Origin of the sequence: Stenotrophomonas sp. JC08 (assembly GCF_052180205.1) — a bacterium.
Classification (GTDB): Bacteria; Pseudomonadota; Gammaproteobacteria; order Xanthomonadales; family Xanthomonadaceae; genus Stenotrophomonas.
Genome location: NZ_CP197473.1, coordinates 736601 through 763146 on the forward strand (window position 1 = coordinate 736601; position 26546 = coordinate 763146).

At 66.6% G+C, this 26546-nt stretch carries 22 protein-coding genes; 18 read left to right on the plus strand and 4 right to left on the minus strand.

Going from position 1 to position 26546, the window contains the following annotated elements; genetic code table 11:
* Positions 1 to 71: 71 nt before the first annotated feature.
* Together ACSBPQ_RS03350 and ACSBPQ_RS03355 are read left to right on the plus strand one after the other, a co-directional pair.
* Entirely contained in the window at positions 72 to 314 is a 243-nt protein-coding gene (locus ACSBPQ_RS03350; RefSeq protein WP_442683663.1) for a type B 50S ribosomal protein L31, read from the plus strand.
* Between the two features lie 272 nt (positions 315 to 586).
* The gene (locus ACSBPQ_RS03355) at positions 587 to 1861 is read left to right on the plus strand and encodes a citrate synthase (RefSeq protein ID WP_442683664.1); all 1275 of its coding nucleotides are present in this window, start codon (positions 587 to 589) and stop codon (positions 1859 to 1861) included.
* 114 nt (positions 1862 to 1975) lie between these two features.
* On the opposite strand, the gene ACSBPQ_RS03360 is transcribed toward ACSBPQ_RS03355, so the two are convergent.
* A complete protein-coding gene (locus tag ACSBPQ_RS03360; protein WP_442683665.1) occupies positions 1976 to 2608 on the minus strand; it encodes a hypothetical protein in 633 nt (210 codons plus the stop codon).
* A 101-nt stretch (positions 2609 to 2709) separates the two neighbouring features.
* On the minus strand, positions 2710 to 5133 hold the full coding sequence (locus tag ACSBPQ_RS03365; RefSeq protein ID WP_442683666.1) for a penicillin-binding protein 1A: 2424 nt from the start codon (positions 5131 to 5133) through the stop codon (positions 2710 to 2712).
* A gap of 215 nt (positions 5134 to 5348) precedes the next feature.
* On the opposite strand from ACSBPQ_RS03365, the gene ACSBPQ_RS03370 reads away from it, so the two are divergent.
* The 13 genes from ACSBPQ_RS03370 (at position 5349) to tkt (ending at position 20801) form a co-directional block, all read left to right on the plus strand.
* The gene (locus ACSBPQ_RS03370; RefSeq protein WP_442683667.1) at positions 5349 to 6407 is read left to right on the plus strand and encodes a pilus assembly protein PilM; all 1059 of its coding nucleotides are present in this window, start codon (positions 5349 to 5351) and stop codon (positions 6405 to 6407) included.
* A complete protein-coding gene (locus ACSBPQ_RS03375; RefSeq protein ID WP_442683668.1) occupies positions 6407 to 7132 on the plus strand; it encodes a PilN domain-containing protein in 726 nt (241 codons plus the stop codon). Before ACSBPQ_RS03370 ends, ACSBPQ_RS03375 begins: the two co-directional genes overlap by 1 nt.
* The gene (locus tag ACSBPQ_RS03380) at positions 7129 to 7797 is read left to right on the plus strand and encodes a type 4a pilus biogenesis protein PilO (protein WP_442683669.1); all 669 of its coding nucleotides are present in this window, start codon (positions 7129 to 7131) and stop codon (positions 7795 to 7797) included. Before ACSBPQ_RS03375 ends, ACSBPQ_RS03380 begins: the two co-directional genes overlap by 4 nt.
* Positions 7797 to 8333, plus strand: a complete 537-nt coding sequence (locus tag ACSBPQ_RS03385) for a pilus assembly protein PilP (protein WP_442684496.1) — start codon at positions 7797 to 7799, stop codon at positions 8331 to 8333. The genes ACSBPQ_RS03380 and ACSBPQ_RS03385 overlap by 1 nt, the downstream gene beginning before the upstream one ends.
* A gap of 19 nt (positions 8334 to 8352) precedes the next feature.
* On the plus strand, positions 8353 to 10248 hold the full coding sequence (locus tag ACSBPQ_RS03390; RefSeq protein WP_442683670.1) for a type IV pilus secretin PilQ: 1896 nt from the start codon (positions 8353 to 8355) through the stop codon (positions 10246 to 10248).
* A 101-nt stretch (positions 10249 to 10349) separates the two neighbouring features.
* Positions 10350 to 11378, plus strand: a complete 1029-nt coding sequence (locus ACSBPQ_RS03395; protein WP_442683671.1) for an AAA family ATPase — start codon at positions 10350 to 10352, stop codon at positions 11376 to 11378.
* A 90-nt stretch (positions 11379 to 11468) separates the two neighbouring features.
* Positions 11469 to 12404 carry a DUF58 domain-containing protein gene (locus tag ACSBPQ_RS03400; RefSeq protein ID WP_442683672.1) on the plus strand — a complete coding sequence of 312 codons (936 nt, stop codon included), beginning with the start codon at positions 11469 to 11471 and terminating at the stop codon, positions 12402 to 12404.
* Entirely contained in the window at positions 12401 to 12856 is a 456-nt protein-coding gene (locus tag ACSBPQ_RS03405) for a DUF4381 domain-containing protein (protein ID WP_442683673.1), read from the plus strand. The genes ACSBPQ_RS03400 and ACSBPQ_RS03405 overlap by 4 nt, the downstream gene beginning before the upstream one ends.
* Complete coding sequence (locus tag ACSBPQ_RS03410; RefSeq protein ID WP_442683674.1) at positions 12853 to 13848, plus strand: vWA domain-containing protein; 996 nt, start codon at positions 12853 to 12855, stop codon at positions 13846 to 13848. The genes ACSBPQ_RS03405 and ACSBPQ_RS03410 overlap by 4 nt, the downstream gene beginning before the upstream one ends.
* The gene (locus ACSBPQ_RS03415; protein WP_442683675.1) at positions 13848 to 15593 is read left to right on the plus strand and encodes a tetratricopeptide repeat protein; all 1746 of its coding nucleotides are present in this window, start codon (positions 13848 to 13850) and stop codon (positions 15591 to 15593) included. Before ACSBPQ_RS03410 ends, ACSBPQ_RS03415 begins: the two co-directional genes overlap by 1 nt.
* Positions 15590 to 17275 carry a BatD family protein gene (locus ACSBPQ_RS03420; RefSeq protein WP_442683676.1) on the plus strand — a complete coding sequence of 562 codons (1686 nt, stop codon included), beginning with the start codon at positions 15590 to 15592 and terminating at the stop codon, positions 17273 to 17275. The genes ACSBPQ_RS03415 and ACSBPQ_RS03420 overlap by 4 nt, the downstream gene beginning before the upstream one ends.
* 40 nt (positions 17276 to 17315) lie before the next feature.
* Positions 17316 to 18623 (plus strand): dicarboxylate/amino acid:cation symporter, encoded by a 1308-nt coding sequence (locus ACSBPQ_RS03425; RefSeq protein WP_442683677.1) that lies wholly within the window; start codon positions 17316 to 17318, stop codon positions 18621 to 18623.
* A 171-nt stretch (positions 18624 to 18794) separates the two neighbouring features.
* On the plus strand, positions 18795 to 20801 hold the full coding sequence (tkt, locus tag ACSBPQ_RS03430) for a transketolase (RefSeq protein ID WP_442683678.1): 2007 nt from the start codon (positions 18795 to 18797) through the stop codon (positions 20799 to 20801).
* A 158-nt stretch (positions 20802 to 20959) separates the two neighbouring features.
* Here the strand turns inward: tkt and ACSBPQ_RS03435 are convergent, their stop codons facing one another.
* The gene (locus tag ACSBPQ_RS03435; RefSeq protein WP_442683679.1) at positions 20960 to 22915 is read right to left on the minus strand and encodes an acetyl-CoA hydrolase/transferase C-terminal domain-containing protein; all 1956 of its coding nucleotides are present in this window, start codon (positions 22913 to 22915) and stop codon (positions 20960 to 20962) included.
* 119 nt (positions 22916 to 23034) lie between these two features.
* Here ACSBPQ_RS03435 and ACSBPQ_RS03440 point away from each other — a divergent pair, with 119 nt between their 5' ends.
* The 3 genes from ACSBPQ_RS03440 to ACSBPQ_RS03450 are packed head-to-tail and all read left to right on the plus strand — an operon-like array spanning position 23035 to position 25554.
* Positions 23035 to 23409 carry a BlaI/MecI/CopY family transcriptional regulator gene (locus ACSBPQ_RS03440; RefSeq protein ID WP_442683680.1) on the plus strand — a complete coding sequence of 125 codons (375 nt, stop codon included), beginning with the start codon at positions 23035 to 23037 and terminating at the stop codon, positions 23407 to 23409.
* Entirely contained in the window at positions 23396 to 24985 is a 1590-nt protein-coding gene (locus tag ACSBPQ_RS03445) for a TonB family protein (RefSeq protein WP_442683681.1), read from the plus strand. The genes ACSBPQ_RS03440 and ACSBPQ_RS03445 overlap by 14 nt, the downstream gene beginning before the upstream one ends.
* Positions 24985 to 25554, plus strand: coding sequence for an energy transducer TonB (locus tag ACSBPQ_RS03450; protein ID WP_442683682.1), 570 nt, complete (start codon positions 24985 to 24987; stop codon positions 25552 to 25554). Before ACSBPQ_RS03445 ends, ACSBPQ_RS03450 begins: the two co-directional genes overlap by 1 nt.
* Before the next feature lie 84 nt (positions 25555 to 25638).
* On the opposite strand, the gene ACSBPQ_RS03455 is transcribed toward ACSBPQ_RS03450, so the two are convergent.
* Positions 25639 to 26463 (minus strand): S1/P1 nuclease, encoded by an 825-nt coding sequence (locus ACSBPQ_RS03455; RefSeq protein ID WP_442683683.1) that lies wholly within the window; start codon positions 26461 to 26463, stop codon positions 25639 to 25641.
* Positions 26464 to 26546 lie beyond the last annotated feature (83 nt).

Consider the following 26546-nt stretch of genomic DNA (forward strand, 5'->3'; position numbering starts at 1 on the left):
TTGGCTTGCCAATTCCGGCAAGCCAAGCCTATAATGCCGCTCTTGACCACCAGCCCACACGGTGTGAGCCCATGAAGGCCGATATCCATCCCGATTACCACAACGTCGTTTTCCACGACGTTACCTCCGATTTCAAATTCCTGACCCGTTCGACCATGTCCTCCAAGGAAACGGTCAAGTGGGAAGATGGCGAAGAATACCCGCTGGTGAAGGTTGAAATTTCCTCGGCTTCGCACCCGTTCTATACGGGCAAGCACAAGGTCATCGATACCGGCGGTCGCATCGACAAGTTCCAGAAGCGCTACGCGCGCTGATCTGGCGGTTGTCCGCAGAAACAACGGCCACGCCCTGCGTGGCCGTTGTTTTGTGCCGTCTGTCGTGCAGTGGATATGAATGCAAGCAGTGGCCCGCAGGTGTGACGCTGTGTCACATGGAAAGGGCCGCATAAGACTTTCGTCTCCGCTATCCGCAAATGTTGCTGTGCGATAATGGCGCGAACCGCGGTGGAAAACCGCGGGTTTCCTTCACGCGTCTGCCCGTCATCCCTCTTTCAGGACAGGCGCCTTCCACTTGAGGAGCGCACACTGTGTCCGATCTTGATCAGGTCACGCTCAACGCCGGCGACAAGTCGGTTGTTCTGCCAGTAGTCAAACCTGTCCTGGGTAATGATTGTGTCGATATCTCGAAGCTGACCAAGGAAACCGGTCTCTTCACCTACGATTCCGGTTACACCGCCACCGCCAGCTGCAAGTCGGCCATCACCTACATCGATGGCGACAAGGGCGTGCTGCTGTACCGCGGCTACCCGATCGAACAGCTGTCGGAAAAGTCGACCTACGTTGAAGTGGCCTATGCCCTGATCAACGGCGACCTGCCGACCGCTGATCAGCTGGCCGCCTTCGAGGTCGAGCTGACCGCCGAGGCCAATGTCGATGATTCGGTCAATGCCCTGATCGCCTCGTTCGACAAGGATGCCCATCCGATGGCGATCCTGGCTGCCGCCAATGCGCAGCTGGCTGCCAAGTACCACAATTCGCTGGATCTGGCCGACGAAGGCCAGCGCCGCCAGGCCGCGATCCGCCTGATCGCCAAGGTGCCGACTCTGTCGGCGCTGATCTACCGTCACGGCAAGGGGCTGCCGGCCAACAAGCCGGACCTGTCGCTGGGTTACGTCGCGCGCTTCCTGAAGCAGACCTTCGAGTCGGCTGACGGCCAGTACGAGATCAATCCGGACGTGGTCAAGGCGCTGGATCTGCTGTTCATCCTGCACGCCGACCACGAGCAGAACGCCTCGACCTCGACCGTACGTCTGGTCGGCTCCACCGGTGCCAACCCGTACGCCTCGCTGGCGGCCGGTGTGACCGCACTGTGGGGCCCGGCACATGGCGGCGCCAACGAAGCCGTGCTGAAGATGCTGGAAGAGATCGGTTCGGCCGACAACGTCGAATCGGCCGTGCTCAAGGCCAAGGACAAGACTTCCGGCTTCCGCCTGATGGGCTTCGGCCACCGCGTCTACAAGAACTTCGACCCGCGCGCCAAGGTCATCGGCGAGATGACCAAGAAGGTGCTGGGCCAGCTGGGCATCCAGGATCCTCTGCTCGACGTTGCGGTCAAGCTGGAGCAGGCCGCGCTGAACGATGAATACTTCGTTGCCCGCAAGCTGTACCCGAACGTCGATTTCTACAGCGGCATCATCTACAAGGCGCTGAACATTCCGACCGAACTGTTCACCGTGATGTTCGCCCTGGGCCGCACCTCGGGCTGGGTCTCGCACTGGCTGGAACAGCAGGTCGACCCGGAAATGAAGATCGGCCGTCCGCGTCAGGTCTACACCGGTTCGCCGGTCCGCGACGTCAAGTAAGACCGGAGGCTGGCGGTGCAGTGACGCGCTGCCGCCTCCTGCAAAAAGCCCCGCTTGGCGGGGCTTTTTTGTTATCACTGCGCATGAGGCCCGAACGCTCTCTGCGCCGCTTCATCAGGGTTCGTGCCGGGATTGGAGCAGCTGTCGCAGCTGCGCCAGTGAGGCGCGCGGCATCGGGCTGTCGGCGCCCGGCAGGCTGGGAGACTGGCGCAGTGCCTGTTCCGGCAGCACGACCAGCTCGAAGGCAATGCCGTCCGCGTCGATATGCCAGCTCAGCTGCGGCTGTACACCGCCGCCTCCCAGGCGCAGCCGGGTACTGCCTTCGTGCGCGGGAAGATGGTGGTCATGCAGGTGGCGTTGCACCGCTTCGGGCTCATCGGTGTGCAGGTGCAGTTGCACGGGGCTGTGGGCATCGGCGCTGCCTTCCAGCACCGGTCCGGCCAGGCGTGGCGCGAACGGCTGGAAGAATTCCATGGCATTCACGGCAGCCTGCCGGCGCAGCTGCAACGCATCCTGTTGCGAGGGGCCCGCGAACAGGCGCAGATGATCCTGGAGTGCCTGTTGCAACTGGCTGTCGTCGGGCAACAGCGAAGGTTCGTCCATGTCCAGTTGGCGTGCCGCCTTGCGGCAGGCGTGGCGCAGGTCGCGCTCGCCGCTTTCCACCATCAACCGGGCGGCCGTGCGTGCGATGCGCAGGCGGTCGTGGTCGCGGTCACGCGTACGGGAGGGGCGGGAAGTCGAAGGCATGGGCTGCTCGTCGCGCGGGGCTGGCCCGAATGTAGCGTAGGCCAATGAAAACGGCAGCAGCCGTTGGGCTGCTGCCGCCAGTCTTCCTGCCAGGAGGCAACTCAGAAAATATCGAAAGCCGCGTCGTCGGCGTACTGCTCCTGCTGGTCGAAGTCGAATTCCTGCATGCGATCCAGGTCCTCGACCTTGATCCATTCGGTAACACCATTGAGGTGGGTCTCGACCATGCCCGATGGAGGCTCGTTGCGGGCGATCGGGGCGTCCTTCAGGGCGACGCGCATGTAGTCGATCCAGATCGGCAATGCCGCGCGGCCACCGTATTCGCGATAACCCAGCGAGCGGAAATCATCGCGTCCCACCCAGACCGTGGTGGCCAGCGGGCCACCGAAGCCGGAGAACCACGCATCACGGTGGTCGTTGGTGGAGCCGGTCTTGCCACCCACGTCCTCGCGCCCCAGCGCCTTGGCGGCCACGCCGGTGCCGCGCAGCACCACGTCCCGCATCATCGAATTGAGCTGGTAGGCGGTGCGCTCGTCGATGGCGCGCGGGGCGACACGGGCATCGGGGTTGGGCGGGGCAACGGGTTCAGCCGCTTCCGCGGTACCGGTTTCGTTTTTGCTGGCCGGTCCGGTGGCCGCGCCGAAGTTGAAGCCGTCCACCACCTGGCTGACCGGCGTCGCATGCGGCCCGGAGCCGCCACAGCCGCGGCAGGCCAGTGCCGGATTTTCCTTGAACAGGACGTTGCCGTCGCGGTCCTTGACCTCGTCGATGATCCACGTGTCCACGCGCGAGCCGCCATTGGCGAACGCCGCATAGCCACGCGCCACCGACAGCGGCGTCAACGAGGCGGTGCCCAGCGACATTGACAGGTTCGGCGGCAGCTCGGCTTCCTCGAAGCCGAATTCGCTGATGTACTTGCGCGCGAAATCCACACCGATGCTGTCCAGCAGGCGCACCGAAACCAGGTTGCGTGACTGCACCAGCGCCTCGCGCAGGCGCATCGGCCCGCGGAAACCGCCGCCGTCGTTCTGCGGCTGCCAGGTCTTGCCGCGGCGGTCACGGAACACCACCGGCGCATCGAGCACGATCGAAGCCGGATTGAAGCCCTTGTCGAAGGCGGCGGCATAGACGAACGGCTTGAAGCTGGAGCCGGGCTGGCGCCGGGCCTGGGTGGCACGGTTGAACTTGTTGCCGGCAAAGCTGAAGCCGCCCACCAGGGCGCGCAACGCGCCGGAATCGGCATCCAGCGACACCAGCGCCGCCTGGCCGCGCGGAATCTGGTCGACCAGCCACTCGCCTTCCTTCTCGCCGGCCCGCACGCGGATCAGATCGCCACGGGTGGTGAGCTTGGCCGGGGTCTTGTTTGCCCAGCGAGTGGCGGCGACCGGCAGCGTCAACTCGGTGCGGTCGGCCAGCACCACGCTGATGCTGCCATCGGCATGCGTGGCCGAGACCATGGCCGGCAGCAGGCCGGATTGCGAGGGAATGGTGGCGATATGGCGGGCGAGGGCCGCGGCATCGTCATCGGCGCCGACATCGAAGTGCCGCTCCACCCCGTGCCAGCCATGGCGGTGGTCGTAGGTGCGCAGGCCGCTGGTGACCGCCTGGTTGGCGGCTTCCTGCAACTCGCCATTGATCGTGGTGGTGACGTGATAGCCCATGTTGAGCACGTCACCGCCGTATCTGGCGATCATCTCCTGGCGCACCAGCTCGGCGACATAGGGCGAATTCACCTGCACCGGCGGCTCGTGCGGGGAGGCGTGCATCGGCACCGCCTTGGCCGCATCGGCCTCGGCCTGGGTGATGAAGCCCAGCTCGGCCATGCGCTGCAGCACGTAGTTGTCACGGCGCTGGCGTGCGCGTTCGGGGTTGCTGATCGGGTTGCCACTGGACGGGAACTTGGGAATGCCGGCCAGCGAGGCCATTTCGTCCAGATCCAGCTCATCGAGCTTCTTGCCGTAGTAGTACTCGGCGGCGGCGCCGATGCCATAGGCGCGGTTGCCGAAGAAGCTCTTGTTCAGATACAGCTCGAAGATCTCGTCCTTGCCCAGTTCCTTCTCGATCTTGCGCGCGAGCAGGATCTCGGCCAGCTTGCGGGTATAGCTGTATTCCGAGCTCAGGAAGAACTGCCGCGCCACCTGCTGGGTGATCGTGGAGCCGCCGGGCACACGCTTGGCATCGGTGGTGGCCAGCAGCCAGACCGCGCGCGCCACGCCTTTGTAGTCCACGCCGCTGTGCTGGTAGAAGTTGGCATCCTCGGTGGCCAGGAACGCCTGCTTCAGGCGCTCGGGAACTTCCTTGATCTGCACCGGGTACCGGCGCGTTTCGCCGAAAACGGCCATCAGGCGGCCATCGCTGTCGTACACGTACATCGGCTCCTGCAGCTCTACATCGCGCAGTGCCTGGACGTCGGGCAATTTGGAGGAAACAACGTAATACAGGGCGCCGGCCGCACATGCCCCGGCCAGGGCCAGGACGATGGAAAGGGCCAGCAGCCAGCGCAGCCAGCGGCGAAAACGTGGCATCAAGGGTGATCCCGATTGCGGAATTCGTGGCCGCAGAGTATAGATTATGCGGCGGAGCGGCTGGGGTCGTTCCCGGGGAGCAGTAGTTGGAAGCGGTGGTTGAACTGCGAGGCGCGTCGCCTTTCAGAGCACAGCTGTTGCCAATTGCGAAAAATTCATTATTAATGCGCGGGCGCAACACTTGCGTCCAAGTGCCCGTCGGCAGGGGAGAAACCGTGGGGCTTATCCCAAAAAGTCAGCAGCCGCTTATCGGCGTTGACATCAGTTCTACTGCGGTCAAGCTGCTTCAGCTGGCCCGCAGCGGCAATCGCTTTCGCGTGGAACATTACGCTGTGGAACCACTTCCGCCCAATGCGGTCGTGGAGAAGAACATCGTCGAGGTCGAGGCGGTCGGCGAGGCCATCCGCCGCGCCGTGGCGCGTTCCGGCAGCAAGGCCAAGAACGCGGCGGCGGCAGTTGCCGGCTCCGCGGTCATCACCAAGGTGATTCCGATGCCGTCCGATCTGGACGAATCGGATATGGAAGCCCAGGTGGAGCTGGAGGCGGTCAACTACATTCCTTACCCGATCGAGGAAGTGAACCTCGATTTCGAGGTGCTCGGCGCCGTGCCGAACAACCCGGAAATGGTCCAGGTGCTGCTGGCGGCCTCGCGTTCGGAAAACGTCGAGCTGCGCCAGTCAGCGCTGGAGCTGGGTGGGCTGACGGCCAAGGTCATGGACGTGGAAGCGTTCGCGATCGAGAACGCCTTCGCGCTGGTCGCCAGCGAGCTGCCGGTGGCCAGCGATGGCGTGGTGGCGCTGGTGGATATCGGCGCGACCATGACCACGCTCAATGTGCTCCGTGGCGGTCGCAGCCTGTACAGCCGCGAGCAGGTGTTCGGCGGCAAGCAGCTCACCGATGAGGTGATGCGCCGCTACGGCCTCAGCTACGAGGAAGCGGGCCTGGCCAAGCGCCAGGGTGGCTTGCCGGAAACCTACGAGATCGAAGTGCTGGAGCCGTTCAAGGAAGCGACGGTGCAGCAGATCAGCCGCCTGCTGCAGTTCTTCTATGCCGGCAGTGAATTCAACCGCGTCGACCATATCGTGCTTGCCGGTGGTTGCGCCTCGCTGGTCGGGTTGCCTGCGCTGGTTGAAGAGCAGCTGGGTGTGGCCACGTCGGTCGCCAATCCGCTGTCGCAGATGACGCTCGGGCCGAAGGTCCAGGCCCATGCGCTGGCCCAGGATGCACCGGCGCTGATGATCGCTACCGGCTTGGCCATGCGGGGGTTCGACTGATGGCACGGATCAATCTATTGCCGTGGCGCGCGGAACGGCGCAAACAGCGCCAGCGCGAGTTCTACGGAATGCTGGGCTTTGCCGCAGTGGCGGGCGTACTGCTTTCCTTGCTGGGCTGGTTCTATTACGACCGTCAGATCAGTGGCCAGAACGAACGCAACGCGTTCCTCGAGGCCGAGATCGCCAAGGTCCAGGAGCAGAACAAGGAGATCGAACGTCTTGACCGGCAGAAGGATCGCCTGCTGGCACGCAAGAAGGTGATCGAGGAGCTGCAGGGCAAGCGTTCGCAGATGGTGCATCTGTTCGACTCGCTGGTGCGCACCATTCCTGACGGCGTGGTGCTGACCACGCTCAAGCAGGAAGGTGACATCCTGACGCTGGAAGGCCGCACCCAGTCCAACGCGCGGGTCAGTACCTACATGCGCAACCTGGAAGGCTCCGGGTGGATGAGCAACCCCGAGCTGTCGATCATCGAGGCCAAGGCGCAGGATGCCAACTCCCGCGGTGCGCTTGACATCAAGTCGCTGCCCTATGTGTTCGTGCTGAAAGTGAAGCTGCCGGCGCCGGGCGAAATGCCGGTGGCTGCGGCTGATGACGCCTCCACTCCGGCCGGCGATGCAGCGGCAGCTGCTCCTGAAGCCGCACCGGCCGCTGCGGCAGCACCGGCTCCGGCTGCAGAGGACGCCGCCGCGACGCCTGCGCCGCAGAAGGAGGCCAAGTCATGAGCCAGAAAGTGAATCTGAAAGAGCTCGATTTCAACAACATCGGCAACTGGCCGCAGAAGGCCAAGATGGTGTTCTGCGTATTCCTGACGCTGCTCATCCTGGGGCTGTCGTACCTGCTGGTGATCCGCGGCAAGGTGGAAGAGCTTGAAGGCCTTGAGGGCAAGGAATCCACGCTCCGGACCCAGTTCGAGACCGAGCAGAAAAAGGCCGTCAACCTGGAGCCGTTGAAGCAGCAGCTGGCACAGATGGAGCAGGTGCTCCAGCAGATGCTGCGGCAGTTGCCCAGCAAGACGGAAATGCCGGACCTGATCATCGACGTGTCGCAGACGGCGCTGTCCAGCGGCCTGAACAACGAGCTGTTCCAGCCCGGCGCGGAGTCTCCCAAGGAGTTCTACGCCGAAAAACCGATCGCCCTGCGTCTGGTGGGCAGCTACCACCAGTTCGGCGCGTTCGTCAGTGGCGTGGCCTCGTTGCCGCGCGTGGTGATCCTGACGATGCATGACATCAACCTGAAGCCGAAAGATCCCAAGGTGGGAATTACCGCCCGCAGCGGCGCGCTGGAGCTGTCGGGTACCGTCAAGACCTACCGTTATCTCGACGATACCGAGCTGGAAGCCCAGGAAAAGCAGGCTGCCGAGCAGGCCAAGAAAGGGGGCACGAAGTGATGGATCGCTACCTTTCGCATAAGTGGCTGGTTGCCACCGGACTGGTGCTGGTGTTGGCCGGTTGTGCACGCGGTGTGACCGACACGCCCGGCGATGCGCCGAATCTGCAGAAGTGGGTCGCAGATGTCAGGGCGCGTCCGGCCGAACCGCTGGAGCCGCTGCCGGTGATGCAGCAGTTCGAGACGTTCGAATACGCCGCCCAGGGGCTCCGTGATCCGTTCAGCGATGCCTGGATCAACCAGGAGGGCGGCAACGCGCTGCGTCCTGATCCGGACCGTCGCAAGGAGCCGTTGGAGGCCTTCCCGCTCGACAGCCTGGACATGGTCGGTACGATCGGGCGTGGGGCAGGTGCCGTTGCGCTGGTGATGGGGCCAGACAAGGTGACCTATCGGGTGCGCCCGGGTATCTATCTCGGCCAGAGCGATGGCCGGGTGACCAGCGTGCATGAAGATGGCATTGAACTGATTGAACTTGTGCCGGATGGCGCGGGTGGCTGGCTGGAACGCCCGGCTTCACTCGCGCTTGATGATCGATGATTGACTAGGGGATAGCACGATGACTTTTTCCAAAGCCCTGAGCCTGCGTCCCGTCCGGCGCCAAGCAATGGTCAACGCCCGCGCTCTGGGAGTAGCGCTGGTGTTGGCTTGCGGCTCGACCACGATGGCTTATGCGATGCCTGCGGCCACCGCGCCCGCCGATACGGTTGCGCAGCAGCAGCCGGCGGCCGCCGTCGCGGTGACCAAGATTGACTTCAAGCGCGGTGAGGATGGCACCGGCCGGTTGATCCTGCAGTTCGATGGCCAAGGGGCCAGCCCGGACCTGCGCAACCAGGGCAGCAATGTGGTGATCGACGTGGGCAATGCGACGTTGCCTGCGGAGCTGCAGCGCCCGTTGAGTGTGGTGGACTTCGCCACGCCGGTGGTGCGGATCGATGCCAAGCCGTCGGGACAGGGCTCGCAACTGGTGCTCAGCACCAGCGCACCGTTTGAATCGCTGGCCTACCAGACCGGCAACGAATACGTGGTGGAAATCTCGCCGCGTCAGGCCGAGGTTGCAACCGGTGCGGTCACCGCCAAGACGGTGGCGCAGGCCGCCGCCACGGTGGCGGCACGCGGTTACGCCGGTCGCCCGGTGACCTTCAACTTCCAGGATGTGCCGGTGCGTACGGTCCTGCAGCTGATCGCCGAAGAGTCCAACCTGAACGTGGTCGCTTCCGATACCGTGCAGGGCAATGTGACCCTGCGGCTGATCAACGTGCCGTGGGACCAGGCGCTGGACATCGTGCTGCGCGCCAAGGGGCTGGACAAGCGTCGTGAAGGCGGGGTGATCTGGGTCGCGCTGCAGCCGGAGCTGGCCAAGTTCGAGCAGGACAAGGAAGACGCACGCATCGCGATCGAGAATCGCGTGGACCTGACCACCGACTACATCCAGATCAACTACCACAGCGCCGAGGCGATCTTCAAAGCGCTGACCGAGGCCAAGGGAATCGGTGGCAACAGTGGTGGCGGCAGCGGCGGTGGTTCCGGTGGCCAGCAGGAGAACGGCTTCCTGTCCTCGCGCGGCCGCCTGGTGGCTGACGAGCGCACCAACACCCTGATGATCAGCGACATCCCGAAGAAAGTGGCGCAGATGCGCGAGCTGATCGACGTGATCGACCGGCCGGTGGATCAGGTGCTGATCGAGGGCCGCATCGTCATCGCCACCGACACGTTCGCGCGAGACCTGGGTGCGAAGTTCGGTATCGGTGGTACCCGCGCTTACAACAACGGCGACAACCAGGCCTCCATCGGCAGCGGCGCGGCGGGCAACACCGATGCCAGCCGTGGCTTGAACGTCAACCTGCCGGCGGGTTCGTTCACCCAGGGCGGTGTGGCGCCGAGCCTGGCCTACACCCTGCTGGGCGCCAACTTCAATCTGGATCTGGAGCTTTCGGCCCTGCAGGAAGAAGGCCGTGGCGAGGTCATCTCCAACCCGCGCATCGTCACCGCCAACCAGCGCGAAGGCGTGATCAAGCAGGGCAAGGAAATCGGTTACGTCACCATCACCGGCGGTACTGCGGGTGCGGCGGCCACGCCGAATGTGCAGTTCAAGGAAGTGCTGCTGGAACTGAAGGTGACGCCGACCATCACCAAGGACAACCGCGTCTTCCTGAACATGAATGTCAAGAAGGACGAGGTCGACCGGATGCTGGAGCTGCCCGGTTACGGTGTCGTTCCGAGCATCAACCGTCGCGAGATCAACACCGCGGTGCTGGTCGAGGACGGGCAGACGGTGGTGATCGGTGGCGTGTACGAGTTCAGCGACCGCAGCAGCGTGAGCAAGGTGCCGTTCCTGGGGGATGTTCCGTTCCTCGGCAACCTGTTCAAGAAGCGCGGCCGTGGCAAGGACAAGGCCGAACTGCTGGTGTTCGTGACGCCGAAGATCCTGCGGGTCGCCAAAGCCGCGAACTGATCCGCGCGACGGATACTTCAAAGGGCCGCTTTCGAGCGGCCCTTTTTTGTTGGAGTGCCCGGACTGGAACCATTTCACTTCCGATCAGTCAAACTGCGCCTATGAACCTGTCCCCGCAATTTCCGGAATCCACCGCTGCCTCCGCCGTATCCACCGGCAATACCGCGCTGCAGCAGGAGTTCACCGCGCTGCGCGAGGCGCTGTCGGCCGAGATCATCGGCCAGTCGGTGCTGGTGGAGCGATTGCTGATCGCCCTGCTCGCCGATGGCCACCTGCTGGTTGAAGGGGCGCCGGGGCTGGCCAAGACCACGGCGATCCGCGCGCTGGCTTCCCGTATAGATGCGAGTTTCGCGCGCATCCAGTTCACCCCGGACCTGTTGCCGGCCGACCTGACCGGCACCGATATCTGGCGCTCGCAGGAAGGTCGTTTCGAGTTCCAGCCCGGGCCGGTGTTCCATCCGATCCTGCTGGCCGACGAGATCAACCGTGCGCCGGCGAAGGTGCAATCGGCGCTGCTGGAGGCGATGGGCGAGCGGCAGGTGACGGTCGGCCGCAACACCTATCCGCTGCCCTCCGTTTTCTTGGTGATGGCGACGCAGAATCCGATCGAACAGGAGGGCACGTTCCCGCTGCCCGAGGCGCAGCTGGACCGCTTCCTGATGCACGTGCGGATCGGCTATCCCGATGCCGGCGCGGAGGTGGAAATCCTGCGGCTCGCGCGCGAGCGCGCATTGCGTGAACTGGCACCGCCGCCGGCGCAGACCGGGAGGCTGTCGCTGCAGAAGATCGAGCAGGCGCGCCGCGCGGTGCTGGAACTGCACATGGCGCCGCAGCTTGAACGCTATCTGGTCGAACTGGTGCTGACCTCGCGCGAGGCCGGTGCCTACGATCCGGCGCTGGCGCGGCGTATCGCCTGGGGCGCGAGCCCTCGTGGCTCGATCGCGCTGGAGCGCTGTGCACGGGCACGCGCGTGGCTGTGCGGCCGTGACTATGTGACCCCGGAGGATGTGCGTGCGGTCGCGTCGGATGTGTTGCGCCACCGCGTGCTGCCCAGCTACGAGGCCACCGCCGAGGGTTGGGACGGTGGACGGCTGGTCGCCGCGCTGATCGACCGTGTGCCGCTGCCTTGAGCGCCTGATGGAGCGCCCTGATGCCAATGCCGGCGTGGCTCCGGAGCGGTGGTCCGTGCCGGCCTGCCATCGGCCGGCGGAAGGTTTGCGATGACTTCCGGGCAGGTACTGCTGGCAGCGGCTGCCGCGCCCGCGGACAGTGATGGCGTCGTGCCGCAGCTGGCGGAGTTGATCGCCTTGCGCGGTAGCACGGCACGCGCGCGTGCACCGCGACGGGGCCGCCACGGCGTGTCGGGACGGGCCCCCTCGGCGCTGCGTGGGCGCGGCATGGAATACGCCGAGTCGCGTGAGTATGTGGCCGCCGATGATGCGCGTCATATCGACTGGAAGCTCAGTGCGCGCACCGGCGTCACCCATACCAAGACGTTCCAGACCGAGCGCGAGCGGCTCACCCTGATCGTGGCCGACACCTCGGCATCGCTGTATTTCGGCACCCGGGTCCGCTTCAAGTCGGTGCAGGCCGCGCGTGCCGGCGCGGTGGCGGCATGGTCGGCCTTGCGCGAAGGCGATCGCCTGGCGGCCTTGCGTGGCACCGGCGAAGAGGCCCCGGTGGCGCCGGCGGGAGGAACGCGCGGTGCGTTGCGGGTACTGGATGCGCTGGCGCGCTGGTACCGGCAGCCACCGGTGGCCGATGCCGGCCTGCAGACGGCGCTGGAGCAGGCCGGGCGACTGGTCCATCCCGGTGCGCGGATTGTCGTGCTGGCCGATCCGGCCAGTGCGCAGGCGGTGCCGGCGGCCGTGTGGTCGGCGCTGTCGATGCATGCCGATGTGGAGCTGTTGCTGCTGGTCGATCCGCTGGAACAGTCACCGCCGGCCTGCGTGCTGCCGCTGGCCACCGCAGCCGGTCGCATCGAGCTGGATCTGGCGGCCGCCGATGCCCGGCAGGCATGGCATGCGGCGTTCGTCGAGCCGATTGAAAACCTGTGCCGGGCGCTTCCCGGGCGGCGGGTGCGCGTGCAGGTGTTGGCCACGGATGATGCCAGTGATGCCTGGCTGCACGGCGGCCTGGAAGGAGCCGCGCGATGATCGCCACGCAGCTGCCGCTGCGCGATGTGCACCTGCCACCCGCTCCGGGCTGGTGGCCGCCAGCATTGGGCTGGTGGCTGGTGCTGGCGGTCATTGCCGTGCTGCTGGCCGGTTATGGTCTGGTGTGGGCACGGCGCAGGCGGCGCCAGCGGCGCTGGGCGGAACTGTTCGACCGGCAGATGCGGGAGACGACAGCAGGGGCGGCGCAGCTGGCGGCGGCATCGGGCTTGTTGCGGCGTGCGGCGCGGCGCGTGGAGCCGCAGGCCGTGTTGCTGCAGGGCGAGGACTGGCTGCGCTTTCTCGATGGCCAGCAGGGCACTGCATTCAGTACCGGTGATGGCCGCGTGCTGCTGGAGGGCGGCTTCCGTCCCACGGTCGATGCCGCACTGGCGGCACGGGCCTGTGCGCTGGCGCGGCGGCGTTTCCTGCAGCTGATGGAGCAGGGGCGATGAGCGGCATCCTTCCCGCCGGGCTGCTGGAGGCCATACCGGCATTCGCGTGGCCCTGGCTGTGGCTGGCCTTGCCGGTGCCGCTGCTGATGCGGTGGTGGCCGCTGCGCGATGCGTACACGCCGGCGCTGCGCGTGCCGTATGAAATGGGGCGCTTCGCGCCGGCTTCCGGCACACCTCGGCAATCGTTGCGCTATCTGCTGTTATGGCTGGGCTGGCTGTGCCTGTGTGCGGCCGCCGCACGTCCGCAGCAGCTGGGGGAGGTGCTCGAACCGCCGCAGCAGGCGCGGCAGATGATGCTGGCGTTGGACCTGTCCGGCAGCATGCAGGAAGCGGACATGCAGCTGGGCGGGCGCGTGGTCGAACGGCTGACCGCGGCCAAGGCGGTGCTGGCGGATTTCCTCGAGCGGCGCGAGGGTGACCGCATCGGTCTGCTGGTGTTCGGCCAGCGCGCCTACGCACTCACCCCGCTGACCCGTGACCATGCCAGCGTGCGCGAGCAGTTGCGTGACAGCGTGGTCGGGCTGGCCGGGCAGGAGACCGCGCTGGGTGATGCCATCGCACTGTCGGTGAAGCGCCTGCGCGAGCAGCCGGAAGGCCAGCGGGTACTGATCCTGCTGACCGATGGCGTCAATACCGCCGGGCAGCTGGAGCCGATCAAGGCCGCCGAGTTGGCCAGGGCCGAAGGCGTGCGTGTGCATACCGTGGCCTTCGGCGGCAGCGGCGCGATCCGCTTTTTCGGCCTGCCGGTGGCGACGGCCGAAGATCCCATCGATGAGCAGACGCTGCGGGCGATCGCGACAGAAACCGGCGGCCGCTTCTTCCGGGCGTACAACACCGAGGAGCTGGCCGGTATCTATGCCGAACTGGACCGGCTGGAGCCGGTCATTGCAGCGGGTCCTGCGGTGCGTCCGAAGATCGAGCGTTATCCATGGCCGCTGGCGGCGGCGTTGCTGTTTGGCGTGCTGGGGCTGCTGTGGCCGGGGCGGCGGTGATGACGATGGTGTTCTGGCAGAACCTGCATTTCCTGCGCCCGCTGTGGCTGTGGGGATTGCTGTTGCTGCCGCTGCTGACACTGTTGGCCCTGCAGCGGCGTCGTCGCCGCCACGCCTGGCAGGCGGCGGTGGATCCGCATCTGCTGCCGCATCTGCTGCAGTCCGGGCGCGGTGCCGGCGCAGGCGGATGGCTGGCGCTGATGGCGGGTGTGGCGCTGGCCGTGCTCGCGCTTGCCGGACCGAGCTGGCGCCAGCTGGAGCAGCCGCTGTGGCAATCGAAAACACCGCTGGTCATCGCGCTGGACCTGTCCAGCAGTATCAGCGCCACTGATCTGCCGCCGTCGCGGCTGCTGCAGGCGCGGGCGAAGCTGGCCACCCTGCTGCGTGAGCGCCAGAGCGGCGAGGTGGCCTTGCTGGCCTATGCCGGTGAGCCATTCACGGTGGCGCCGTTGACCAGCGATGCGGCCAACGTGGCGCTGTTTCTGGATGCGCTGTCGCCGCAGATCATGCCGGTGGATGGAAACCGGGCGGACAAGGCGATCAACTGGGCGGTGGCGTTGCTGCAACAGACGCAGGCGCGCCAGGGCGACATCCTGCTGCTGACCGGCAGTGCCGAGGGCGATGCGTCGACGGCGGCAAAGCGCGCGCAGGCGGCAGGCTACCGGGTCTCGGTGCTGGGGCTGGGCAGTGTGCAGGGCGCCGCCTACCGCGATGGCCGGGGGCGCATCCGGCAGGCACATCTGGATGCCACGGGGCTGCAGGCGCTGGCTGCGGCAGGTGGTGGCGACTACGCCACGCTCACTGCCGACAGCCGTGACCTGCAGGCACTGGGCGTGCTGCAGCCACGCGGGCAGGCGGGTGATGCACGCGACCGGCAGTCCGGCACGGTGTGGCAGGACGAAGGTTACTGGCTGTTGCCGCCCTTGATGCTGCTGGGCGTGCTCGTGTTCCGGCGCACAAAAGGCGTGGCGGCGGTGCTGCTGCTGGGCATGCTGCTGCCGGTCACGTTGCCGCTGCAGGCGGCGGAGCGGAACTGGTGGCAGCGGCCGGACCAGCGCGACCACCAGCGTCTTGCCGAGGGCGTCGACGCCTATCGCCAGGGTGATTTCGCCGGTGCGCAGCGGCATTTCGAAGGGATCGACAACGCGCAGGGCTGGTACAACCTCGGCAACGCGCTGGCACGGCAGGGCCGCTATGACCAGGCCATCGATGCCTATGACCGCGCATTGCAGCGGCAGCCGGGCATGGCCGATGCACTGGCCAACCGCGCCGCGGTGGAGGCCGCACGCCAGCGCAAACCGCCGCAGGGACAGTCCGGCCAGCAGGACCGTGACGATGGCTCTGGCTCCCGGCAAGATCCGGACACCCCGCAAGCGGGGCAGGAGCAGGCGCCGGGCCAACCGGCTCCGGAGGCGGACAGGCGGCCCGACCGGGAATCCGGGGCCGCCGAGGCGCCGCCAGCATCGCCATCGCCGCCGCAACAGGCGCCGGAGCACGAGGATGCCGGTCGCCAGCAGGCGGCCGACCAGGCCCAGCGCGAGCGCATGGAGCAGGCGATGGCGCAGGGAGCGGCGGGTGCAAAGGAACCGCCGCCGGGAGCCGCGCCTGTGCCGGTGACGGCCGAGGAGCGCGAGCGGCGCCAGGCCATTGAAGCGCGCTTGCAGCGTGTGCCCGACGAGCCGGGCAATCTGTTGAAGACCAAGTTCCAGCTCGAGTACGAGCGGCGCAGGCGGGAAGGACGATGAGCAGTGGTGAGGTGGGACATTGGCTGCGATTGCAGCTGCTGCTGGTACTGCTGGCCTGCACCGGACCGGCGCTGGCCGATACCCGCGCGTGGCTGGATCGCGACCGCGTCACCGACGGCGGAAGTGTCGCGCTGACCATCCAGACCGATCAGGCCGGCACGCCGGACTACACGCCGTTGCGCACGGATTTCAGCCTTGACGGACAGACCGTCAGCAGCCAGGTGACGATCGTCAACGGCAGCCGGGTCAGGCACTCGCTGTTTGGAATCACGCTGACCCCGCTGCGTACCGGCGTGCTGGCGGTTCCGGCCCTGCGGGTGGGAGCCGAGCACACCGCGCCACTGACGCTGGAGGTCACCACGGCGCCGCCGGCCGGGCGCGGCAGTGGTGCCGTCGCCTTCGTCGAAACCGAGGTGGATGACCTGCAGCCCTACGTGCAGCAGAGCGTGGGCGTGGTGGTGCGGCTGTACTACGCCACCACACTGGCCTCGGGCGAGCTGGTACTCGATACGCCGGCGTCGACGTCGCTGCAACGCATTGGCGAGGACCGCATCTCCAGCGAGCAGATCGACGACCGCCGCTACACCGTGGTCGAGCGCCGCTTCCTGCTGGTGCCCGAGCGCAGCGGGCCGTTGCGACTGGCCGGTGCGCGCTTCAGCGGCAAGGGCGTGGGCGGCTTCTTCAGCGATATTTTCGCCCGGGATGGTGGCCGGCTCGGCGCGCGTGCGCCGGACCAGACCCTGCAGGTGCGGGCGATGCCCGCCGGGGCGCCGCAGCCGTGGCTGCCGTTGCAGGATCTGCGCCTGCGCTATACGGCGGTGCCGCAATCGGCCCGGGTCGGGGAAGCGGTCAGCTTCGAGATCGAGGCCAGCGCACGGGGCGGCACCCGCGCGCAGTTTCCGGAACTGCCGGTGCCGTCGCTCGGCGATGCGGCGCAGGTGTTCGCCGAGCCACCGCAGTACGACGAGACCTTCAGTGATGGCAGCCCGGTGTTGACGCTCAGGCGCCGCTATTCGCTGGTGCCGCAGCAGACCGGTGTGCTGACGCTGGAAGGCGTGAAGCTGGACTGGTGGGATGTGCGGGCCGGACAGCGGCGTACCGCCGTAGTGCCGGACCTCGAGTTGCAGGTCGCCGCCGGCAGTGCGCGGTTGGCGGCACCGCCGGTGGTGCCGGCAGCGGCGATGCGCGCGGGCGAGGGCACTGCACTGGCGCTGGAGCGCCCGCTCGAGGAAAACCGCTGGTTGTGGCGCGGGCTGGCAGCCGGTTTCGCCCTGCTGTGGTTGCTGACGCTGCTCTGGGCGCTGCTGCGCCGGCGCCCCGCCCCGCCGGTGGCGGCCGCCGCCGCGGCGGTACCGGCAGACAGCGGTGCGGTACACACGCTGGCGGACCTGCGCCGCAGCCTGGACAGTGGCGGGCTGGAGGAGGTGGTGCACATTCTCGCCCGCATGGGCGGTGTGGACAGCCTCGATGCGGTGATGGCGCGGCTGGCGGACGAGGAACAGCGGCAGGCGCTGGAGCGCATGCAGCGGGCGCTCTGGGCGGGCGAGGGTGATGTGGCCGGCGCGCGGGCACGGTTGCGCGAGGTGTTCCGGAAAGGCCCGCGCTGGCGCGTCCCGGCAGGGGTGGAAAAGCCCTTGCTCGATCCCCTGTATCCCGGGCGGGACGACGGGAAACCGCTGTAAACCGTCTGCTAAGCTGCCCCTCCCGTAGAAACATATACATATGGTCCATATGGCAAAGACCCGCGCTGCAATGCCGTTTCACTGGAAGATCGGGATCGGCTTCGGCATCGGTCTACTGTTGGGTCTGGCTGTCTACATGCTCAGCCCGGGCGCTGCCTGGGTGCAGGCGCTCACCACTTATGTGACCACGCCGGTTTCGGGGCTGTTCCTGAGCCTGATCTTCATGCTGATCGTGCCGCTGATCTTCTCGGCGCTGGTGATGGGCGTGTCGGAAATGGGCGACATCCGTGCGCTGGGGCGCATCGGCTGGAAGTCGCTGGGCTACACCATTGTGCTGTCGGGCATCGCGGTGCTGATCGGCCTGCTGCTGGTCAACCTGCTCAAGCCCGGTGCCGGCGTCGATCCGGCCGTCGCCGCGCAGCTGCTGGCCGAGAATGCCGAGCGCAGCCGCGAGATCGTGGCCGGTGTCGGCAGCCAGCCCAAGGGGCTGGAAATGCTGTTGTCGATCGTGCCCAACAACGTGCTCGATGCGGCCTCGGACAACGGCAAGATCCTGTCGCTGATGTTCTTCGCGCTGATGCTGGGCATCGGCATGGTGCTGTCACCGGCGGAGAAGGTGGCCACGCTGCGCAGCGCCATCGAGGGTCTGTTCGAAATCTCGATGACCCTGATCAATCTGGTCATCCGCCTGGCGCCGTATGCGGTGGCGTGCTTCATGTTCAACCTGGCGGCGATCTTCGGCTTCGACCTGCTGGTCAAGCTCGGCGCCTACGTGGGCGTGGTGGTGCTGGCGCTGGCGCTGCACATGTTCCTCACCTATGGCATCGCGGTGAAGCTGGCCGGGCGCTCGCCGCTGGCGTTCTTCCGCCAGACCCAGGAAGCCACGCTGATGGCGTTCTCCACCGCTTCGTCCAACGCCACGCTGCCGACCGCGTTGCGGGTGGCCGACCAGATGGGCTTCCCCCACAAGGTCTCGCGCTTCGTGCTGACCGTGGGCGCCACCGCCAACCAGAACGGCACCGCGCTGTTCGAGGGTGTCACGGTGATCTTCCTGGCGCAGTTCTTCGGCGTGGACCTGAGCCTTGGCCAGCAGTTCATGGTGATGGTGGTGTGCATCCTGGGTGGCATCGGCACCGCTGGCGTGCCGTCCGGCTCGCTGCCGGTGGTGGCGCTGATCTGCGCGATGGTCGGCGTCAACCCGGTCGGCATCGGCCTGATCCTGGGCGTCAACCACTTCCTGGACATGTGCCGCACCGCGCTCAACGTCACCGGCGACCTGGCCCTGACCCTGCTGGTGGCCAAGGGCGAGAAGGACGAAGCCGGGGTCTCCCCCGCACTGGGCAGCTGACCGGCGCGGCGCGGGCGTGAATGCATGGCCCCGCGCAGGTGGCTGTTGTCTGTTGCAGGCCGGCCGATTCCGGCACCGGCAGGTCCGCTCCACGGCCTGACCGGTCCGGTGCACTGTGGGACAATAGGCCGCCCGCAGCTCCGCGGGAGCCTCCCTTGACTCGACGAAATCATGACGCAGCCCACCCGCCGCCAGTTGGCCAACGCCATCCGTTTCCTCGCCGCCGATGCTGTCCAGGCCGCCAACTCCGGTCACCCCGGCATGCCGATGGGCATGGCCGATATCGCCGAAGTGCTGTGGAACGACTATCTCCGCCACAACCCGAACAATCCGCAGTGGTTCAACCGTGACCGCTTCGTGCTGTCCAACGGCCACGGCTCGATGCTGCAGTACGCGCTGCTGCACCTGAGCGGCTACGACCTGCCGATCGAGCAGCTCAAGGCCTTCCGCCAGCTGGGCAGCAAGACCGCCGGCCACCCGGAACGCCACGAAACCCCGGGCGTGGAAACCACCACCGGTCCGCTGGGCCAGGGTCTGGCCAATGCGGTGGGCTTCGCCCTGGCCGAGAAGCTGCTGGCGCAGCGCTACAACCGCCCCGAATTCGAGATCGTCGACCACCGCACCTGGGTGTTCCTGGGCGATGGCTGCCTGATGGAAGGCGTGTCCCACGAAGCCGCTTCGCTGGCCGGCACCTGGGGTCTGGGCAAGCTGGTCTGCTTCTGGGATGACAACAACATCTCCATCGACGGTGAAGTGGAAGGCTGGTTCACCGACAACACTCCGGCGCGTTTCGAGGCCTATGGCTGGAATGTGGTGCGCGGTGTGGACGGGCACGATCCGGAAAGCATCAAGGCCGGCATCGAGCAGGCGCTGTCGCAGTCGGACAAGCCGACCCTGATCTGCTGCAAGACCACCATTGGCTTTGGTTCGCCGAGCAAGGCCGGCAAGGAATCCAGCCACGGCGCACCGCTGGGCAAGGACGAGCTGGACGCCACCCGCAAGGCGCTGGGCTGGGAATACGGTCCGTTCGAGATTCCGGAAGCCATCTACGCCGGCTGGCGTGCCGGCGCTACCGGCACCCTGCGCCAGGCCGAGTGGGAACAGCAGTTCGACAAGTACGCCGCGCAGTTCCCGGCCCAGGCCGAGGAACTGACCCGCCGTTCGCACGGCGAGCTGCCGGAAGACTTCATCGCCCAGGCCGATGCCTACATCGCCAAGGTACAGGCCGAGGCGCCGAACATCGCCTCGCGCAAGGCCTCGCAGAACGCCATTGAAGCCTTCGCGCCGCTGCTGCCGGAAATCATCGGCGGCTCGGCCGACCTGGCCGGCTCCAACCTGACCATGTGGAAGGCGAGCAGGACCGTGGTCGGCGAAGACCCCGATGCCAACTACGTGCACTACGGCGTGCGCGAGTTCGGCATGAGCGCGATCGCCAATGGCCTGGCGCTGCACGGCGGTTTCCTGCCGTTCGACGCCACCTTCCTGGTGTTTTCCGACTACGCCCGCAACGCGCTGCGCATGAGCGCGCTGATCCCGGCGCAGGTCATCCACGTGTTCACCCACGACTCGATCGGTCTGGGCGAAGACGGCCCGACCCACCAGCCGGTCGAGCACGTGTCCTCGCTGCGCTACATCCCCAACAACGATGTGTGGCGCCCGTGCGATGCGGCCGAATCGGCGGTCAGCTGGAAGATGGCGATCACCCGCAAGGACGGCCCGAGCTGCCTGATCTTCAGCCGCCAGAACCTGGCCCCGCAGCAGCGCAGCGCCGAGCAGGTCAAGCAGATTGAACGCGGCGGCTACGTGCTGGCTGACGCGGCCGGTGCCCCGGACGTGATCCTGATCGGCACCGGTTCGGAAGTCGGTCTGGCGATGGCCGCCAAGGCCGAGCTGGACGCGGCGGGGATCAAGACCCGCGTGGTGTCGATGCCGTCCACCGACGTGTTCGAGCGCCAGGACGCGGCCTATCGCGAATCGGTGCTGCCCAATGCCATCCGCGCGCGCGTGGCGGTGGAAGCCGGTGTCACCGGTTTCTGGCGGCAGTACGTGGGCTTGGACGGTGCGGTGATCGGTCTGGATACGTTCGGTGCCTCGGCGCCGGCCGACCAGCTGTACAAGCACTTCGGCATCACCACCGGGGCGGTGGTGGCAGCGGCCAAGGCCGTGCTCGGCAAGTAAGTTTGCCGGGGGCGTGATGTCCAAACAGAGGCCGGGATTTCCCGGCCTCTGTGGTTTCCGGCCCTCGCAAGATGGTTACCGATTGGCAGGTGGTAGCGATCGCGCGCCGGGCAATTGCGGCCGGGTGACTGTCGTCGCCCCGGGCCGGCGGACATGGCTTAATGGCCGCGTGCGGTGCGTGCCAGCGCCAGCCGCAGCAGGCGGGCATCCAGCTGCTCGCCGAAACCGGCCGGCTGTTCCAGGCCCATCCGTTGCAGGTACAGCGCATCGCTGTCGGCAGCCGGCTGGCGCAGTGCCGCCAGCACCGTGCGCAGTTTGTCCATGCGCGTGGACGTGGCCGATTTCAGCCACGTCAGCGCACGCAGCAGGTCCTGTTCAACGGCATCGAAGTCGCTGCCCAGCGGGTAGTCGGGCAGGCTGCCGTCCGCGCGGAACGGGGCCAGCCTGGCGGCCAGCGTCGCGGCGCGGTTCTGCTGCCAGCGGGAGGGGGCGGTGAAGTCGCCGGCCAGCTTCTTCGCGGCTTTGGCCTGCTCCAGCAGCCGGGTTTGGAAGGCGGCATCGGTGATGCCGGCCATGGCGATCACGCAGTCCTCGTCGGTCAGGCCGCGCAGGTCGGCGATGCCGTACTCGTTGACGAACACATCGCGCAGGTGGCGTGCGATGGTGGTGTGGCCGTAGCTCCAGCGTACGTTGGACTGCGAGGTCGCACCGGCCTGCCGGGTGGCACGGAACATCAGTATGCTGCGCGCATCCGGCAAGGCATGGGCCATCGCCACGAAGTTGTATTGGCCGCCGACGCCGGAGACCACACGGCCGTCGTCCAGCGCATCGGAAGTGGCGGCCCCCAGCGCGGTGGCGAGCATGCAGGAATTGAAGAAGCGTGCATCGCGCCGTTGCAGCCGTTCCAGTGCCTCATTGCCGCCGTACAGCTGGTTGATCTCGCTGATGCGGCGCATGCCGATGGCACGGCATTCGGCCTCGGGCAGGTGCCGCAGCCAGTCGTAGAACTCGCTCGAGCCCAGGTAGAACGCACCGTGCAGGTACTCGCCCTCGCGCGCCAGCCGCGCGTGGTCGCCGTTGCTGGCGCTGCCATCGGCCAGCCGCTGCATCAGGCCAAGGTCATCGTGCACCTTGCGCCAGATGACGCCGGTCTGCACCAGCTTGCGGAAGCCTTCGTTGAGCATTTCGCTGCAGCCGTACAGGCCGATCTCGAACGGCCCCAGCCCGCCGGCCTCGCGCACCAGCGGGTGGTCGGCAAGTTCCGGATCCAGCGCATGCAGGATCTGCCGGTAACGGGCGTTGTCGGTATGGCGCAGTACCAGCGCATGGCTGAGCGCATCGGCCAGTGTGCCGATGCCGATCTGCAAGGTGCCGCCATCGCGTACCAGCGTGCTGGCATACAGGCCGATGGCGTAGTCGGCATCGCTGACCGGCTGGCGGGGCAGCCCGAACAGCGCCGGATACGGCCCCGGCGGGGTGACAACCAGATCGAAGAAATCCGCCTCCACCGTCGCGCTGCCGCCCAGCCAGGGCAGTTGCGGGTCGACTTCGGCAATCAGCAGCGGCCGCGGCAGGCCACGGGCCTTGATCGCATCGAGCGTGTCCTGGGTGATGTCGTTGTTGCACGACAGCGACAGCTGCGTGACGCCTTCGCGCGCGGCCACTTTCTGCACGATCACCTGCGGCGCACGCTGCGCGACCGCATCGGCGGCGTGGGTGTAGTTGAGGCTGGTGTACCAGCGCTGCGCCTGCGACGAACCCAGCAGCGCGCCGGACTGCATGTAGAACTCTTCCACCTGGATATGGGCCGGCAGCGCATCGCGGGCGATCGCATCGGCATAGGCCAGGCGCGGGAAATCGCCGTAGTGGCGCGCGACAAACGGACGCATGAAGCGAGCTTCCAACCCGTCGCTGCCGGCCCGCGGCGGGTCGAGCGACAGCGCGGTATACAGCTGCAGCGGTCGCGCGGGATCGTGCTCGATGCGCGTATACAGCGCGTTGAGCAGCCGGTGTGGCTTGCCCAGCGCCAACGGCGCACCAATGCGCAGTGCGCCTGGAACACGGGCCAGCAGCCAGTCCACGGCGGCATCGAGGTCGGTCAGGTGATGGGGCATGACAGGTGTGCTGTTGCGAGGACAGGGCATTACAGCATCGCGAAGATGAATCTCCGGTCGGGGGCTTGACAGCCGCTTCGTTTACCCATGTAATCGACAAAAATTTACAGGCGTAAACGATGATCCGGATCAGTGAGGCCGAAGCCGTGGTGATGGAGGTGCTGTGGGAGCGGCATCCGCTGTCCGCCGACGAGGTGATCACGCGTCTGCCCGGCGGCAACGAGTGGGCCGAGGCGACCGTCAAGACGCTGCTCAACCGTCTGCTCAACAAAGGGGCGATCCGTGCGGACAAGGACGGGCGACGTTACCTGTACTCGCCGCTGGTGCAGCGCGATGCGTGGCTGCTGGAAGAAAGCAGCAGCCTGATCGAGCGCCTGTTCGATGGCCGGGTCGCGCCGCTGGTCGCGCATTTCAGCCTGCACCAGCGGCTCAGTCGCGATGATGTGGCCGAGCTGCGCAAGCTGCTGGAGGAGCTCGACGATGACCAGCACTGAGCTGCTGTCGACTTTGTTGGAAACCACCGTAGCCAGCAGTGCGGCCATCGTGCTGGTACTGCTGCTGCGCGGTCCGGTGCGCGCCTGGCTGGGTGCAAGTGCGTCCTACCTGCTGTGGCTGATGCTGCCAACGGCATTGCTGGCGGTATTGCTGCCGGGGCCGCAGCTGGTGGCGGTGCCGATGCTCGCTGTCGGAACGCCACTGCAGGTGGCGGCGCAGGACGGGGCCGGCGCCAACCTCGTCACTGTCTGGCCGCAATGGCTGTTGTGCGCGTGGCTTGCTGGCGCGCTGCTGATGGCGCTGCGGCTGCTCGCTCAACAGCGCCGCTTCCGCAAGGCGCTGGGCGTGCTGCAGCAACGCAGTGATGGCCTGTGGCAGGCACAGAGCAGTACCGGGCTGCCGGCGGCGATGGGCCTGCTGCGGCCGATGATCGTGCTGCCAACGGGTTTCGAACAGCGCTACTCGCCGCTGGAGCAGCAACTGGTGCTGCTGCACGAGCGCATCCACCTGCAGCGTGGCGATATCGCCATCAACGCCGTGCTGGCCTTGCTGCAGTGTCTGTACTGGTTCAACCCGCTGCTGCTGTTGGCACAACGCCGCTGCCGCGAGGACCAGGAGTTGTCCTGCGACGAACGTGTCATTGCACAGATGGCCGGTGTCCGTCGCAGCTATGGCGACGCCATGCTCAAGACCGGGCTGGCGCAGTCTGCATTGCCAGTGGGGTGCCACTGGCAGAACCATCATCCATTGAAGGAGCGAATTGCGATGTTGAAGCGGCCGGTACCTGGGAAGAAACAGTGGTTGGCAATGCTGGTATTGTCGGTGACCTTGTCGACGATCACCGGCTATGCGGCCTGGGCCGCGCAGCCGGGCAGGACGGCGGTGACAGCGCTGAGCGAAGCGGGAACTGTCTACATGACACGGGTGCAGGCCAATGCAGATGACACACAGCAGCAGTTCGAGCTGCATCAGTCTGCCGGCACGCCGTTCGCTTTTACGCTGGAGTCGGCCAACGGGGTGGCATGGAGTGCCGAGTTCACCCTGGTGCCTGCGGATGCGGGAAAGCTGCGCCTGCAGGGTACGCTGAAGGCCGACGGCGCCCTGGTGTCTTCGCCGGATCTGCTGGTGATGGCAGGCAAGCCGGCGGCTGTCGAAGTCACCACCCCCGGCGGTAGTTCGTTGCTGGCGCTGCAACTTCTGATTTCCGAGGTGGGTGACAACCCGCAAACCGCATCGGCAGGAAAGATTTCGGTTGAGCCGGAAGCCGGAGAGGGCGATCCGACGACCGATCTCATGACGCCGCCGGCGTATCCCAAGGCTGCAGTCGAGAACAGCGTTAGTGGCAAAGTGGTGCTGCGGATCGAGGTGAATGCGGAAGGGCGGGCCACGGATGTGAAGGTCGAGACTTCACAGCCGCAGGGGGTGTTCGATGCGGCTGCGGTGGAAGCTGTCCGGAAGTGGAAATTCAACCCGGCACAGAAAGATGGCAAGGCGGTTGCCGGTGCAGTCCGCGTGCCGATCTGGTTTGACCTGGACGAAAACGTCACGCATACCGAAGAAGGCACGGGGAGCTGATGGTGCAGCTCCTGAGGTGCGGCTTCGTGTTGCTGCTGGCAGGTTGTGCCACGCGGCCGGTGGCGGATGAAGCACCCGCCGGCAGTTACAACATCGGCCGGCAGCTGTTGGCGCCCGAACAGAAGGGCGGCGCCGGGGCGATTGAGCCGTACGTGCTGGGTGCGACTGAAACCTTCCGCATGCCGGAGCCGCAGCACGCGCCATCACCCACCTTGCCACCGGGCTATGAACGCCAGACCTTGCTGCCCACCACGCTGTGCGTGCGGGTGATTGTGATGGCGGACGGGAGTGTCGAGCGTGTGGAGCCGTTGCGTGGACACGCTCGCTGCAGTGCCGGTGTGGAGCAGGAGCATGCCTCTTTGCTGCAGGCAGCACTGGATGCCACGGCAAGGTGGACTTTCCTTCCGGCAGCAATCTGCCGCTTCGCACCGGGTACAGGGGCGTCGGCACCGGGCAACTGCAGCGGTGCAACCGGGGTGGAGGCGGTGCCGGTGACGCTGCTGTATGGCTTCACTTTCGAGGTGGAGCAGGGCCGGGCGCGGGTGCGCAGCAGCAGCGACTTGCATTGACGGATGCCACAACCGAAGAAGCCGCGGGCGGTTGCTCGCGGCTTCTTCAATACAGTCTTTCAGCGGGCTGTGCGGTAACCCGCATCAATGCCCGTCGAGCAAGGCATTCAACAGCGCAGCCAGTCGCTCACCTGCCAAGCGCACCTGGGCCTCGGCCACCGGGCGCCAGGTGGCGGCATAGCTGTCGCCGATCTTGCGGCCGCGCGGATACAGCTCCGGGCGGGTGGCGATGTGGCAGCTCTGCTCGGCCCACTGGCCGGCATCGCGTTGCAGCTGCGGCGCGCTGACGCCGTCCGGCGCGGGCAGGGCCAGCAGACGCTGCAGGAACTGATCGTCATTGAGTTGCAGCGGGTAGAACATGCCGCTGTCCCAGAGCGAATGCAGGTTGGTGCCGCGCCCGTTGAACTGCAGCTGGTGGGTGTTGCCGCCCTTGTCGTGGCCGTAGCCGGCGTGCAGTGGCTGGTGGATGTCACCGGCCAGGTGCACCACGAACTTGAGCGCCTGCAGGCGTTCGGTATCGGCAAGGTTGCGATCGCCCAGAAGTGCGCTTTGTGCCTTCAGGGCTTCGATCACACAGTTGCCGTCGCGGCAGTGGCGGGCGTGGTCGTAGATGCAGCCGTCCTCGCCCATGTTGATGTAATGCCAGCGTGCCGAGCGCCGGCCCAGGTCCGGATCGTTGGCACGCACCTGGTCGGCCCATGGCGCGACGCTGGACAGCGTTTCGCCCGGCTCGAGTGCGAGCAGGCGTTCGACTTCCGCTTTCGCGGCCGGTTCCAGCCGGGTTTCAGCGACGCGGGCGACCAGCCGGTGACCTTGCGCGCCCCAGGCGAAGGCCGGGGCGGAAAACAGGGTGGATACGGCCAGCGCGATGCCGGAAACGGCAAGCAAGGTGCGGTTACGGATTTTCATCGGCGACATTCTAGCGACGGTGTCGTTGCGCACCCTGTGCCAAAAGTGGCGGGCCTGCCCACGATTCCGTCGCGCTTGGCTCG

Coding starts and splice junctions, on each gene's coding strand:
- ACSBPQ_RS03420 (WP_442683676.1), top strand. CDS start 15,590: ATGAGCAGTGGTGAGGTGGGACATTGGCTGCGATTGCAGCTGCTGCTG.
- ACSBPQ_RS03410 (WP_442683674.1), top strand. CDS start 12,853: ATGAGCGGCATCCTTCCCGCCGGGCTGCTGGAGGCCATACCGGCATTC.
- ACSBPQ_RS03395 (WP_442683671.1), top strand. CDS start 10,350: ATGAACCTGTCCCCGCAATTTCCGGAATCCACCGCTGCCTCCGCCGTA.
- ACSBPQ_RS03435 (WP_442683679.1), bottom strand. CDS start 22,915: ATGCCCCATCACCTGACCGACCTCGATGCCGCCGTGGACTGGCTGCTG.
- ACSBPQ_RS03400 (WP_442683672.1), top strand. CDS start 11,469: ATGACTTCCGGGCAGGTACTGCTGGCAGCGGCTGCCGCGCCCGCGGAC.
- ACSBPQ_RS03390 (WP_442683670.1), top strand. CDS start 8,353: ATGACTTTTTCCAAAGCCCTGAGCCTGCGTCCCGTCCGGCGCCAAGCA.
- ACSBPQ_RS03375 (WP_442683668.1), top strand. CDS start 6,407: ATGGCACGGATCAATCTATTGCCGTGGCGCGCGGAACGGCGCAAACAG.
- ACSBPQ_RS03405 (WP_442683673.1), top strand. CDS start 12,401: ATGATCGCCACGCAGCTGCCGCTGCGCGATGTGCACCTGCCACCCGCT.
- ACSBPQ_RS03415 (WP_442683675.1), top strand. CDS start 13,848: ATGACGATGGTGTTCTGGCAGAACCTGCATTTCCTGCGCCCGCTGTGG.
- ACSBPQ_RS03450 (WP_442683682.1), top strand. CDS start 24,985: ATGGTGCAGCTCCTGAGGTGCGGCTTCGTGTTGCTGCTGGCAGGTTGT.
- ACSBPQ_RS03360 (WP_442683665.1), bottom strand. CDS start 2,608: ATGCCTTCGACTTCCCGCCCCTCCCGTACGCGTGACCGCGACCACGAC.
- ACSBPQ_RS03445 (WP_442683681.1), top strand. CDS start 23,396: ATGACCAGCACTGAGCTGCTGTCGACTTTGTTGGAAACCACCGTAGCC.
- ACSBPQ_RS03365 (WP_442683666.1), bottom strand. CDS start 5,133: ATGCCACGTTTTCGCCGCTGGCTGCGCTGGCTGCTGGCCCTTTCCATC.
- ACSBPQ_RS03425 (WP_442683677.1), top strand. CDS start 17,316: ATGGTCCATATGGCAAAGACCCGCGCTGCAATGCCGTTTCACTGGAAG.
- ACSBPQ_RS03385 (WP_442684496.1), top strand. CDS start 7,797: ATGGATCGCTACCTTTCGCATAAGTGGCTGGTTGCCACCGGACTGGTG.
- ACSBPQ_RS03455 (WP_442683683.1), bottom strand. CDS start 26,463: ATGAAAATCCGTAACCGCACCTTGCTTGCCGTTTCCGGCATCGCGCTG.
- tkt (WP_442683678.1), top strand. CDS start 18,795: ATGACGCAGCCCACCCGCCGCCAGTTGGCCAACGCCATCCGTTTCCTC.
- ACSBPQ_RS03350 (WP_442683663.1), top strand. CDS start 72: ATGAAGGCCGATATCCATCCCGATTACCACAACGTCGTTTTCCACGAC.
- ACSBPQ_RS03380 (WP_442683669.1), top strand. CDS start 7,129: ATGAGCCAGAAAGTGAATCTGAAAGAGCTCGATTTCAACAACATCGGC.
- ACSBPQ_RS03440 (WP_442683680.1), top strand. CDS start 23,035: ATGATCCGGATCAGTGAGGCCGAAGCCGTGGTGATGGAGGTGCTGTGG.